Source organism: Clostridium sp. FP2, assembly GCF_011065955.2.
In the GTDB taxonomy this organism is placed as follows: Bacteria; Bacillota; Clostridia; order Clostridiales; family Clostridiaceae; genus Clostridium_AD; species Clostridium_AD tagluense.
Window position 1 is genome coordinate 3,432,185 of sequence record NZ_JAAMNI020000001.1, and the last position, 13,651, is coordinate 3,445,835.

Genomic DNA, 13,651 nt, shown 5'->3' on the forward strand with positions numbered 1-13,651 from the left:
ATAATACCAATTATTAGGCGTACTGGGAGGTTAACATGTTTAAAGGTATAATAGTTTTTCTTTTAACCTTAACAATTATATTATTTCCAATCCCTTTGAAAATAACTCTTAAATATAAAAACAAAGTTTTGGAAATTTACATATATAATAAAAAAATAAAGGCAAAAACGCCTTCGAAAGATAAAGTAAATTCAAAAATAAAAACCATCGAAAAAGAAATCGCAAAGACAGATTTTTTAAAATCATTAACTTTTAATGATTTTAAATTAATTATTAACAAAATTAAGAATTTAAAATTCAAGCCAACAATGAGTTTAAATACTTATTTAGAATATGGTTTTGATGATGCTGCTTTTGTAGCTATTTTATTTGGCTTAATTCACTCCACCTATAGTTTTTTTTATTCACTATTACAAAAATTCACTAAAGTTAAAAAGATAGATTTAAAAGTTACCCCTCACTTTAAAGAAAATGATATTAATATGGAAATTTCGTGTATAATTTATGCCAATTTAGGAAAAATTATTTATATATCATTTATAATGATAAGTTGCCTTATAAATATTAAGCATAAGAAAACAAATTCTAAGAAATATAAAGGAGGAAATGTACATGGATAATCATCCAATTGAAAATTTAATGAGAACCACTATGGAAAGTATAAAAGATATGATAGATGTGAACACCATTGTAGGCGATCCTGTAGAATCTATAGATGGTACTACAATTATTCCTATTTCAAGGGTATGTGTTGGTTTTGCATCTGGAGGTAGTGAATTTAATAATATTAAACCTAGTGTTTCAAGCGATAAATACCCTTTTGGTGGTGGTTCTGGCGCTGGAGTTACCGTTAGACCTGTTGCATTTTTAGTAGTTAAAAACGATTCAGTAAGGCTATTATCTGTAGATCAACAGAATACATATGATAGAATTGTTGATACTGTACCACAGGTTATAGATATTGTTAAAAATATGTTTAAGGATAAAAATGATAAACATACAGAAAATGAAGACAATGAAAAGTGTGATGAATAATTTAATATAAAAACTTATAAATATACCCCCCATAATAAAGTTTTAATTATAAAAGCTTTATTATGGCGAGGTTTTATAATTTTATACCTATAAATCTTTGAAAATAGTTATTCAGCTTCATCGCTTTCAATATTTGTTTGTAAATTTTCTACACTAAACTCTTCTAAGGGTGGCATTTCAGCTAGACTATAAAAATTAAAATGTTTAAGAAATTCATCTGTAGTTACATAAATTATTGGTCTTCCAGGAACATTTTTTCGTCCGCTTTCTTCAATTAACTTTTTTTCTGCTAAGGTATATATTGCTCTATCACTCTTGACACCCCTTATATCCTCTATTTCAACTCTAGTTATAGGTTGTTTATATGCAATTATTGCTAAAGTTTCAAGTGAGGCCTGAGATAATGATTGTCTAATATTGGTTTTTAACAGTTTTTGAACATATTCGCTATTACAGGGTTTTGTAACAAATTGATATTGATCATTAGTTGCTATGATTTTAATTCCTCTGTCCTCTTCTTCATATTTTACTATTAATTCATTTATTAGTTCTCTTGTAAAATCATTGCTACATTCTAATATATTTGCCATAACCGTTAGTTTTAATGAATCTCCAGTAACAAACAACAAGGATTCAATAATGGAAAAATATATTTTTTTAGTAGATACCTCTTCAATGTCTAATTGTTTAATATTAAATTCATTCATTTTAATTTACCCTTTCTAAATATATATCTTTAAAAGTACTTTCCTGAATTACTCTCACACTTCTAATCTTAATTAGTTCGAGTAATGCTAAAAACGTAACAATAACTTCTATTTTTGATGAATATCCAGTGATTAACTTTGAAAAATAGACTTTTCCAAATAAATCAAGCGCTTCTTTCAATTCTAGCATTTTATCTTCTATTTTGTATTCATCTACTAATATTTTTTTATTTATAATATTATTAACGTTCATTTTATTTATATATTGTTGCATTAAATTATTATACAAATTATACAAATCAAGCATTGTAACATTTTTTAGAAAATCTATTTCTTTAATGTTTTTACTATCTTCTTCAATTATTTCTGGTTTCTTACTAAACATTATACCTGCTCCCTGCTCTAGCATCTTTAAGTTATCGGCTATAACTTTATATTTCCTATATTCTATTAATTTATTTAATAATTCTGCTTCTACATCATTTTCTTCTTCTTTACTATTTTCCTCTTTATTTTTAGGTAGCAATCGTTTGGATTTAATTTGGATTAAAGTTGCGGCTATAACAATAAATTCTGATGTAACCTCTAAATCCATTTCTTTCATAGTTTTAAGATACTCAAGGTACTGGCTAGTAATTTCATAAATATTAATATCATAAATATTCATCTCATTTTTCTTAATAAGATGCAATAACAAGTCAAAGGGGCCCTCAAAATTAGTTACTTTTATACTTAATGGCATGTACACTCGCTCCTAGATAAAAATTTAATTATAAAGAAATATGGCATTTATATTAGTTTCTTTATATCAAGTTCTTTTAAGTATAGTGCATCTTCAAAAAAATAACTAGTCAGTATAAAAAATTAGCTTCTAAGCAAAGAAATTTTTGCCTAGAAGCCATAATTTTGTATTACAATAAATGTATTAATTTAAATTGCCCTATCAAACAGGTCAGTAAAATTATTTTTAATATTATCCCATACTCTAGATTTTTTTATATCTCTATCACTATAGATAATAATCTTCCCACATAATTCATTGTCAACATATATTTCACAAGCTCCAATTGCTACATCTTTTTTATACTCTGTAAGGCCTTTATCTAAAACTAATTTTTTAGTGATTTCATTTTTTTTACCTCTCTCAATAGTTATAAGAAAATTTTCTTGTGCTTTAGCTATTATAAATTTATCACCTTTTTTATTTAAAGGTATTTTTTCTAATTCTTCATCTTTTGCTATTACTTTTTTAGTTTCAAATTTAGAGAATCCATAGTTCATTAACATGCTAGCATCACTATTTCTTATTTTAAAAGTTGGAGCACCCATAATTATTGCTAGCATCCTTACATTGTTTTGCAATGCAGTAGCCGATATACAGTATTTTGCCTCACTTGTGAATCCAGTTTTAAGTCCATCACAACCTTTAAAAAATCTAACAAGCTTATTATGATTTACAAGACCTATAGGTGTCTTTCTTCCTTCAGTAATAGTCTCCATATAAGTTGATGAATATTTTAATATTTTAGGATGCTTTAATAACTCTCTAGACATAATTGAAATATCAAAGGCTGAGGTAAAATGTCCATCTGCACTGAGTCCTGTGCAATTTTTAAAAGCTGTGTCTTTCATATTGAGGCTTTTTGCTTTTTCATTCATCATAGATACAAATGCACTTTCACTACCACCTAAATATTCTGCCATTGCTACAGCTGCATCATTTCCAGATGCAATAGCAATACCTTTTAAAATTTCTTCCACAGTTCTAATTTCACCAGTATCAAGTATCATACTACTTCCACCCATTTTTTTTGAGTTTTCACTTATAGTTATTTTATCTTGTAATTTAATCTTACCTGAATCTACAGCCTCCATAGCGAGTAACATAGTCATTATTTTAGTTACTGAGGCCGGAGCAAACTTTTCATGAGAATTTTTTTCATATATTATTTTGCCACTAGACGGTTCCATTAGTAGTGCCGACTTTGCTTCTACTGTAATTCCGCTGTTAACTTTATTTTCTCCTTCTGCCTTTGCTGATATTGTAAAAACCTGTGCCGTAAAAATTAACGATAACATCAAACATAATACATTTTTAATATTTCTTTTCATATGTATCCTCCTCATGTTTTTTCCGCTAGGCAACAATTATTAAATGCTGTCTACCTTGCTTAAAATTTATATCATTATTTTTACCAAGTTACCACAATATTATCACTATATATTTAAATAAAGTAAAAAAATTATAATATGTATAAAACAAAACTTGCCTTCACATTTGAAAGCAAGTTTTATTATTTATTTTATGAATGCTTTAGCCTCTAAAAAACAAATAAAATGTAAGAACATAGTTATAAGCTAATTTATGATTTTTATCCACTAATTTATAAACAAATATAGAATTTTTGTAAATTGTTGTATTATTTAAATTTTGAAGTATGCAATCCACAGCTTTAGGCAATAGAACTCCAATTACTAGTAAAATCACAAAGCATTTTATCGTTAGCATTACAAACCGCCATAAATCCTTATTCTTCATTTACTTACGCTCCCAAGACCATTAATAAGATTTTTTATGAAATAAGGTGCAATATACGATTCTATAATTATACCTATAAACAAGAATGCTATTAGTACAATAAATATTACGCTATAATATATTATTCTGCTAGATATACTACTTGTCCATTGTTTATTAAACTTGTCTTTAAGTAGCATTATAGAAAATTCCATTGATACTACCGATGCGAAAATGATGCATGGAATATAAATTAAATTTTGAGGCAGAACTCCCAGTACTGCAATTCCAATTCCACTTTTTCCAAGGCCACTAATCATAAAACTAAATGTAAATCCAACTGTAAAGCCCTTTAATAAATCAATAATTATGATTATTGGTATTCCCACAATAGTTAAACCTAAAAACCAAAGAAAAATAATCACAGGTAGATTATTTTTAAGTGATTGGAAGAATATTAATTTATAACTGATGCCACTTGTATTAGAGGGGTCAATAAAATTCATCAAATAATTTACTAAATTATTTTGTTCAATTTCCCCCATGTATTTCACACTATAGATTCCTAAAATTATACCTGTAAATACACAAAGAATACTTATAATATATAGCCAAAAATTTTCTTGTATGTGTTTGTTTATATTACTTATTAGTGTATTAGATGACATAAATTAATCCCCCTTTGTTAATCATTTTTCTTATTTATTAGTATCATAATTAATTATAAAATTAACTTATTTCATATTTATGATAAGGAAGAGTGTTATATGCCTACTTAGTTTAAGATTATTTTCTTATTAAAAAAATATAACCTATGTGCATAGTGCACATAGGTTATATTCTTAATTAACTTACTCTATTTTGTAATCTTAGCTTATCAGCTACCATAGCTATAAACTCGCTATTTGTGGGTTTACCTTTAGCATTATGTATGGTGTACCCAAATATCTTATTTATAGTTTCGACTTGACCACGACCCCATGCTACTTCTATAGCATGCCTTATTGCTCTTTCTACCCTACTAGCAGTTGTATTGAATTTCTTAGCAATAGATGGATATAATTCTTTTGTTACTGCAGATAAAAGTTCAATATCGTTTACTACCATAGTTATTGCTTCTCTTAGATACATATATCCTTTAATATGAGCTGGAACACCAATTTCATGAATTATACTTGTGATTTCAGCTTCTAAATCCATTGGTTCATTGCGATTACTTTTTCTAGGTTCAGTTGTGTCAATAAAAGAGATTGATTTCTTACTGCTATCACTAGAGATTGTATTATTAAACATCTGTCTTATTCGTTTTGTAAAAACATCCATATCGAAAGGTTTTACTACATAATAATCTGCTCCCAAAGTAATGGCTCTTTGCGTTATTTTATCTTGACCTACCGCCGATAATACTATTATTTTAGGTATTGGATCAAGATCCATGCTACCTAATCTCTCTAGTACACCAAGACCATCTAAATGAGGCATTATTATATCTAGTACTACTAAATCAGGTTTTCTCTCCTTTATTAATTTAAGAGCTTCTATTCCGTCTTTTGCAATGCCTGTAACCACAATATCCCTTTGACTTAACAAATAATCATTTAATATATTACAGAATTCTTTATTATCATCTGCAATAAGTACACTAATTCTAGGTTCTTCCATATTATAACTCCCCCTTACAAATAAATTATCATTTCCCATAACTTAACAAATTATAAATTCGACAAAAGAATCTTAATTCCTTCTAATATTGAAAAAAATTACAAATAAATAAATATTTATTATTATTCATAAAATAAAAGATAGCATTTGCTATCCTTTACCTGTTAATCTCTATTTTACCTCTTTTTTTTTAAAATTGCTAGTTATTTTGATAATATACCTGCATCTTTAAGCATCCACTCTATATATATCCCATATCCCATATCAGGCTTATTAATTAAAACATGGGTAACCGCTCCAATAATTTTATTGCTTTGAATTATTGGACTGCCGCTCATACCTTGCACTATACCTCCAGTTTTTTCTAGAAGCCTAGGATCTGTAATTTTAATAATCATGCTTTTAGATCCAGATGTATCTTGAGGTAATAATTTCTGAATTTCTATTTGGAACAATTCAGGTTCACTACCATTTATAGTAGTTAGAATTTCAGCTTTTCCTTCTTTAATTTCATTTCTTATACCTATTTTCATAGGCTTATTAAATTTACTATTTATAAGGCTTTTGGTTCCGTTCCCAAATATACCACATTCTGTATTATTTATTATTTGCCCTTTAATTTTATCTTCATCTATAAAAACCCCTCTTAATTCTCCTGGATTTCCTCTTGTTCCTTTTTTTATAGATGCAATATTAGATGATACAATTACACCATTACTGACACTTAGTATTGTTCCAGTATCTGCATCTGTAATAGGGTGTCCAAGCGCTGCAAATTTTTTAGTTTTATCATCATATAAAGTTAATGTTCCAACGCCGGCTGTTGAATCCCTTACCCACAGTCCTATTTTTCTTTTCCCATCTTTAGAATCAACTGCAGGTTTAACCTTAATTTCAAAAGCGTTTGTATTATTTTTTCGCTGTACTTTAAGAGTGATTTCTGAATTATCTTCCCTATTTACAAATCTTGTTACATCTTCTGCATGATTTATTTCAATATCATTTATCTTTATTATACTATCTCCTATTTGCACACCTGAAGTTGCCGCTGGACTTGCTATTTTGCCATTACTACTATCAATATCAGATAAAGCTACTACTAAGACACCTTTAATATTTAATTTTACACCAATTGGTTGTCCTCCTGGATAAACCATGATTTCTTCATTTTTTTGCACAAAAGTAGATTTGGTTTCTATAAGCTTTGAAGGATTTAAATCTCGATCTTTGCTTTTCTCAGTTATATAGGAATTAGTAAGAATATTGTTTTTGCCTACATTAACTTTTGGAATTTGACTCGAATATAAAGTTTTCATTGGTATATTAAATATAGGAGCAATATTATTTTGAGTTTTAAAATATAAATTTAAAGCAATAATTACTATAGGTGTCATAATCCAGCATATTAAATTTAATCTTTTCTTCATGTGCTTTACCTCCTTCTTATAGTTATGAGTTTAAGTTACCCTCGAATTCTTTACATTATGCTATAACATTAATTCAATAATAGTTAAAGACATAGATTGAAAACTAATTTATCATAAATTAAAAAAATTGTTCAGTATTTCAATTATTTTCACATTTCTTTATAAATTATATAGCTTAAAATTTATTATTATAGATATGCCAACATTATTTTCTTATTTACTATATTTTTAAAAGAATAAAATCATAAAAAAAATAAAGTTATCAATGAAATTTTTCATTGATAACTTTATTTTTTCCTATAAACCTATTTTTATTACTATATTATTTTATAAAGACAAATACTAGAGTAACTTTTGTTTTTTTGCCATATTTATCATTTCTTTAGAATTTTCTAAAGTTAATTTTGTAACCTCTGTACCACCTATCATTCTAGCTATTTCCTGTTGTTTTTCATCATCATTCATTTTTATAATATTAGTATAAGTTTTATCATTTTTAACATTTTTAGATATTAAATAATTTGTATCCGCCATACTAGCTATTTGTGGCAAATGAGTTACGCAAAAAATTTGATGGTTTTTAGATATTAAATACATTTTTTCTGCCACACATTGTGCAATTCTACCACTAATACCAGTATCTATTTCATCAAATATAACAGTAGGTATTTCATCCTTATCAACGAATACTGTTTTCAGTGCAAGCATTATACGTGATAGCTCTCCTCCAGACACAATATCCACAAGTGGGCTAAGAGGTTCTCCTGGGTTTGTAGATATACAAAATTGAACCCTATCACATCCATTTTCATAAAATTCATTTTCTAATTTTACTTCTATATAGAATTTGCTTTTTTCAAGTCCAATATAATTTAATTCATCCTTTATTTTGTCTTGGAGCTCTTTTGAAATATCACATCTAATTTCATGAATTTCACTGCCTAAAATTCTCATTTCACGCTCATAATCTGCTTTTTCTTTTTGAAGAGCAGTAATTATTTCATCACTATTAGTTAATTCTTCATATTCAGTTTCAATTTTTTCTTTATATTCATAAATTTCTTCAATAGTGGGTCCATATTTCCTCTTGCAAATATTAATTTGGTTTATTCTGCTATTTAAATATTCCAATTCTTTTTCATCATAGTAAATTGTCTCTTTTAAGTTTCGAAGGTCTGCAATATTTTCTTCTATATTATAATAGCTTTCTTCTATTGAGTCTGTAATTGTTTTTATCTTTTCCATATGTTTTTCTATGGTTCGGAGTTCCTTAATTGCTATAGCTAAATTGTAAAAAACAGAGGTACTTTCCTCATCGTTAATATATAACAATCCATAACTTTTTGATAGATGCTTCTCCAATTTTTCTGCATTACTAAGGATTGCATACTTTTCTAAAAGTTCTGTGTCTTCACCAATTTTTATATTAACACTTTTAATTTCTTCTATTTGGTAATTTAAGAAATCAATTCGCTTTGCACGCTCTCCTTCATTTCCTTCAAGTTTGTGAATCTTATTTTTAATCTGGGTGAGCCTTGCATATTTCTCATTATATCTTGAAAGAACCACATTAATCTTATCATCGCCAAAGGAATCTACATAAAATATATGATTAGCACTATCTAATAAATTATGATTATCATGTTGACCATGAATATCAAGTAAGGTCTTACTAATATATTTAATCTTTGATAGTAGCAATGATTTACCATTGACTTTAGCAATACTTTTTCCAGATTGAAATGTTTCCCGACTTACAATTACCATGTCTTCATAATCAATTTCCATCTCATCTAGTGCATTTTTGTTATTTTTATTATCGATGGTAAATATGGCTTCAACATAAGTTTTGTCTTCCCCCGTCCTAATTGTGCTTTTATTAAATTTCCCACCTAACACATAATTTATAGCATCAATCAAAATTGATTTTCCTGCTCCTGTTTCACCAGAAAGCACGTTAAATCCCCCTTCAAAATTAATACTTAAATTTTCAATTAGAGCAAAATTTATAATATTTAATTGTAGGAGCATACTAATTCCTCCTATACGTTAATCATTTTTTTGATTTTTTGAACTATTACTTTAGTATCTTCTTCATTTCTAGCTAAAATAAAAACAGTGTTATCCCCAGCTAAAGTTCCTACAATACCATTGAATTTCAAAGAATCTAAAGCTTCAGCAGCAGCTGGAGCCGCTCCAGATATAGTTTTAAGTACTATAAATTTATCTACATTGTCAACATATATCACGGTTTGACAAAAAATATTAACCAATTTATTTGATAAAAAACTATCCTCTGGAGAAATAGTAGCATATTTGTGGGTTCCATGTGAATTCATAACCTTAATTAATTTTAGCTCTTTTATGTCTCTTGATACTGTTGCTTGAGTAATATCAAAACCTTTACTTCTCAGTTCTTCTGCTAACTGCTCTTGTGTTTCAACTTCTTTTACCTGAATGATTTCAATTATTTTCGCATGACGTGCAATCTTCATTTTTATCCCCTTCACAATCTGTAGTTCTAGAAATTATTTTTTTTCTTAAGATTTCAAAATAATTATAATCATTAAATTTAACCAATCTACATTTTTTATTTGAAACACTTACTAATATCTTCTCATAATTATTTAACTTTATTGCGCGTTGTCCATCTAATGTCAAAAATATGCTTTCATGTTCACATTTTATATTTATAGCTATTTCACTTTTACAGTCCAGCACTATAGTTCTCATGGATAGTGACAATGGACAAATAGGTGTTACAGCTATAACATCTAGATTGGGATAAATTATAGGCCCACCAGCAGATAATGAATATGCTGTAGATCCTGTTGGTGTAGCAATTATAAGTCCATCTCCTGTAAAATCAATATAGAATTTATTATCTATGTAAAGTTCATATTTAACAACCCTTGCTAGTGTTCCCTTTGATACTACTATATCATTTAAAGCAGTATACTCTTCATGTCTTGTTCTACCAGGTAATTTACAATTAAGAATCATTCTATCTTCTACATAATAATCATCTTCAATAAATCTTTTCATGGCCTTTTCAAATTCTAGAAGCTCCACACTAGAAAGAAAGCCCAAATTGCCTATATTCACCCCGAGTATTGGAATATTATAGTTATTTAGATTTCTTGATGTTCTTAAAATAGTTCCATCTCCACCTAAGGCTATAATAATATCTAAATCGTTATGTTTTATATTTTCAAGGCCAATTGAATCTTTAAACATGAATATATTAGTTTCATCAATATATTTGCTAATAATATTTTTTACATGTTTAATTATTTTGCCATCTTTATCCTTTGTGGTATTTATATTAATGCCAATGCTTTTCATAGTTCCTCCTTGCCCTTCTCTATAGCAAATATGGACTATTAATTTTTGCTTGCCCTACCACTAATTTAGGTTCTTATGGGCATTACTAACTAATAGCTCTATATTTTCCATCACAAAATTCACATAGTGATCTTTAGATTTTGTAAAATAAATTAAATATTCAATATTACCATTAGGTCCTTTTATTGATGAGTAATCAATATTGATAACATTTACATTAAGACATTTCAAAAAGTTTATTACTCTAGTTATTACCTCTATGTGTTCACTCTGTTTTTTAACCACACCTTTTTTATTAACTCTGCCTACGCCTACTTCAAATTGTGGCTTTAATAATGCTACAACACTTGCATTATTTTTTAATAGGCCCAGCAAATTTGGAATAACTTTTTCAAGTGATATAAACGACACATCTATACTTGCAAAGTCGGCAAGTTCCCCTATACTATCCAGGCTTAAATACCTTATGTTTGTATTTTCCATTGACACTACCCGTGCGTCGCATCGCAGCTTATCATCTAATTGGTCGGTTCCAACATCTATAGAGTATACTCTGCATGCCCCATGCAAAAGCATGCAATCTGTAAACCCTCCTGTGGATGCTCCTATGTCCAGGCATACTTTATCTTTAAGGTCAATGTGAAAAGAGTCTATAGCCTTTTTTAGTTTTAATCCACCTCGACTTACATAAGGAATATCTTCTCCAATAAATTCAATCTTGGATGATAAATCTATTTTTTTTCCGTATTTGCGAGTTATAATTCCATCCACAAATATATTACCAGCAATAATATTTTCCTTTGCTCTTTCTCTAGAAAATAAAATTCCCCTTTGGACTACAAGAACATCTAATCTCTCTTTATTTTCTATCATGAAAAACTCCTTATAAATCCACTAAAGTGGATTGTTTAAATTAACTTTAGAATGCTTTGGAAAATTCCAGAAGCGTCTAGTTTATATAATTTATATAGTATATCAACTGTTCCATGAGGAATAAATTCATCTTTAAACCCTAAATTAATAACCTTTGTTTTCTCCTCAAGTGTATTTACATATTCTAGTACTAAGGAACCTAATCCTCCATGTACAATATTATCTTCTATAGTTACTATTGAATATTTTTTATGGACCAATTCTGAAATTAGTGCTTCATCAATGGGCTTAATAAAGCAGGCATTAATTACTGTAACTTCTACCCCCATGTCTTTCAGTTTTTCTCTAACTAAAACAGCATTTTGGACCATTTTGCCTGTAGCTACTAAGGCTATTTTACCGCCTTGGAAAAGAATCTCCCATTTCCCTCTTTTAAAATTTTGAATAGAAGACATGCTAATATTTGGATTGTCTCCTCCCCTAGGATATCTTATAGCAATTGGATAATCTTGTTTAACTGCAAAAGCGAGCATTGACTTAAGTTCACTGATACATTTTGGAGCCATAATTGTCATATTAGGAATATGAGATAAGTAGGATAAATCAAATATGCCTTGGTGTGTTTCTCCGTCTTGGCCAACTATGCCAGCTCTATCTATGGCAAAAATAACAGGTAGCTTTTGAATACATACATCATGTACAATTTGGTCATAAGCTCTCTGAAGAAAAGTTGAGTAAACTGCAAAAATAGGTTTTAAACCTTGCGATGCCATTCCTGCTGCCATAGTAACTGCATGTTGCTCCGCAATACCTACATCAAAAAATCTATTTGGAAACTGTTTTGAGAACTTCTCTAGCCCAGTGCCTTCAGGCATAGCAGCTGTTATTGCCACTATATTTTTGTTTTCCTTTGCAAGGCTTACAATTTGCTCCCCAAATCCATCTGAATAACTTTCCTTAGAACCACCACGCAACTCTCCAATTAAGGGGTTAAATGGACCTACGCTATGATATTTACCTGGCTGATTTTCAGCAAATTTATAACCCTTTCCTTTTTTAGTTATAACATGAATAATTACTGGTCCCTCTATATTTTTAGCTAGCTTTAAAACCTTACTTACTTCTTTAATATCATGTCCATCTATAGGTCCTAAATACTTTATACCCATATGTTCAAATAACATCCCTGGAACAACAACCTGTTTAATTCCATCCTTAATTTTATGAATTGATTTGGCCATACCATTGCCTACACTAGGAATTTTTCTAAGGGTAGAATTTATTTCTTTTTTTAATCTATTATAAGTTGGATCAATTCTAAATCCGCTTAGGTACTTAGATATTCCTCCAACATTTTTAGAAATAGACATTTGATTATCATTGAGTACAATAATCATTTTAGTTTTCCTAAAGCCTACATCATTTAAAGCCTCCATTGCCATGCCGCCTGTAAGTGCACCATCACCTATTACTGAAATAACATCGTAATCTTTACCTTGCAAATCTCTAGCTCTTGCCATACCAAGGCCAGCAGAAATAGAAGTGCTACTATGTCCCGATTCAAAGATATCATATTTACTTTCTTCTCTTTTAGGAAATCCACTGAGTCCATCAAAATTTCTAAGTGAATCAAATTTATCTTTTCTACCTGTAAGAATTTTATGTACGTAGGATTGGTGCCCTACATCCCATATTATTTTATCCCTATCTAAATCAAATACATTGTATAAACTTAGGGTTAATTCTACTATACCTAAATTTGAAGCTAAATGCCCTCCAGTTTTAGAAACTTTTTCAATGAGAAAATTTCTAATTTCCACTGCAAAAATATTTAATTCTTCTATAGACATTTTTTTCACTGCATTTATATCATTAAAATCATCTAAAATTCTACTCATATTTTTCTACCTTCTTTATTAATTATAATATTTAAAAATCCCCAAAAATAAAATCAATGCACCCCTACTATAATAAACTATTAATAGAAATGTACCAAAAACTAATAAGGCATTGACTTTATTTTGACCGCATTTATGGGGACATTATATCATATAATAATATTTAATTCAAAAGCTATTTCCACT

14 protein-coding genes are annotated in these 13,651 nt (G+C 28.6%); 2 read left to right on the top strand and 12 right to left on the bottom strand.

Annotated features, from left to right (window positions below):
* Positions 1 to 35: 35 nt before the first annotated feature.
* Positions 36 to 620 (top strand): DUF2953 domain-containing protein, encoded by a 585-nt coding sequence (locus G9F71_RS16470; RefSeq protein ID WP_164950895.1) that lies wholly within the window; start codon positions 36 to 38, stop codon positions 618 to 620.
* Positions 613 to 1,035 (top strand): GerW family sporulation protein, encoded by a 423-nt coding sequence (ytfJ, locus tag G9F71_RS16475; protein WP_164950894.1) that lies wholly within the window; start codon positions 613 to 615, stop codon positions 1,033 to 1,035. Before G9F71_RS16470 ends, ytfJ begins: the two co-directional genes overlap by 8 nt.
* Positions 1,036 to 1,142: 107 nt before the next feature.
* Here the strand turns inward: ytfJ and scpB are convergent, their stop codons facing one another.
* The 12 genes from scpB to dxs form a co-directional block, all read right to left on the bottom strand.
* Positions 1,143 to 1,742 (bottom strand): SMC-Scp complex subunit ScpB, encoded by a 600-nt coding sequence (gene scpB, locus G9F71_RS16480; RefSeq protein ID WP_164950893.1) that lies wholly within the window; start codon positions 1,740 to 1,742, stop codon positions 1,143 to 1,145.
* A 1-nt stretch (position 1,743) separates the two neighbouring features.
* Positions 1,744 to 2,484, bottom strand: coding sequence for a segregation/condensation protein A (locus G9F71_RS16485; RefSeq protein WP_164950892.1), 741 nt, complete (start codon positions 2,482 to 2,484; stop codon positions 1,744 to 1,746).
* 188 nt (positions 2,485 to 2,672) lie between these two features.
* Complete coding sequence (locus tag G9F71_RS16490; RefSeq protein WP_164950891.1) at positions 2,673 to 3,854, bottom strand: D-alanyl-D-alanine carboxypeptidase family protein; 1,182 nt, start codon at positions 3,852 to 3,854, stop codon at positions 2,673 to 2,675.
* Positions 3,855 to 4,056: 202 nt separating this feature from the next.
* The gene (locus G9F71_RS16495; protein ID WP_164950890.1) at positions 4,057 to 4,281 is read right to left on the bottom strand and encodes an endonuclease III; all 225 of its coding nucleotides are present in this window, start codon (positions 4,279 to 4,281) and stop codon (positions 4,057 to 4,059) included.
* On the bottom strand, positions 4,278 to 4,928 hold the full coding sequence (gene spoIIM, locus G9F71_RS16500) for a stage II sporulation protein M (protein ID WP_164950889.1): 651 nt from the start codon (positions 4,926 to 4,928) through the stop codon (positions 4,278 to 4,280). The genes G9F71_RS16495 and spoIIM overlap by 4 nt, the downstream gene beginning before the upstream one ends.
* 178 nt (positions 4,929 to 5,106) lie before the next feature.
* On the bottom strand, positions 5,107 to 5,922 hold the full coding sequence (gene spo0A / locus G9F71_RS16505; RefSeq protein WP_124998911.1) for a sporulation transcription factor Spo0A: 816 nt from the start codon (positions 5,920 to 5,922) through the stop codon (positions 5,107 to 5,109).
* 203 nt (positions 5,923 to 6,125) lie between these two features.
* Positions 6,126 to 7,349, bottom strand: coding sequence for a SpoIVB peptidase (gene spoIVB, locus G9F71_RS16510; RefSeq protein WP_164950888.1), 1,224 nt, complete (start codon positions 7,347 to 7,349; stop codon positions 6,126 to 6,128).
* Positions 7,350 to 7,691: 342 nt separating this feature from the next.
* Positions 7,692 to 9,380, bottom strand: coding sequence for a DNA repair protein RecN (recN, locus tag G9F71_RS16515; RefSeq protein ID WP_164950887.1), 1,689 nt, complete (start codon positions 9,378 to 9,380; stop codon positions 7,692 to 7,694).
* Positions 9,381 to 9,391: 11 nt separating this feature from the next.
* Positions 9,392 to 9,844 (bottom strand): arginine repressor, encoded by a 453-nt coding sequence (locus tag G9F71_RS16520; protein ID WP_164944261.1) that lies wholly within the window; start codon positions 9,842 to 9,844, stop codon positions 9,392 to 9,394.
* Positions 9,813 to 10,694: an NAD(+)/NADH kinase gene (locus tag G9F71_RS16525; RefSeq protein WP_164950886.1), complete on the bottom strand. Its 882-nt coding sequence runs from the start codon at positions 10,692 to 10,694 to the stop codon at positions 9,813 to 9,815. Before G9F71_RS16525 ends, G9F71_RS16520 begins: the two co-directional genes overlap by 32 nt.
* Before the next feature lie 60 nt (positions 10,695 to 10,754).
* A complete protein-coding gene (locus G9F71_RS16530) occupies positions 10,755 to 11,567 on the bottom strand; it encodes a TlyA family RNA methyltransferase (protein ID WP_164950885.1) in 813 nt (270 codons plus the stop codon).
* Between the two features lie 35 nt (positions 11,568 to 11,602).
* A complete protein-coding gene (gene dxs / locus G9F71_RS16535) occupies positions 11,603 to 13,465 on the bottom strand; it encodes a 1-deoxy-D-xylulose-5-phosphate synthase (RefSeq protein WP_164950884.1) in 1,863 nt (620 codons plus the stop codon).
* Between the last annotated feature and the right edge of the window lie 186 nt (positions 13,466 to 13,651).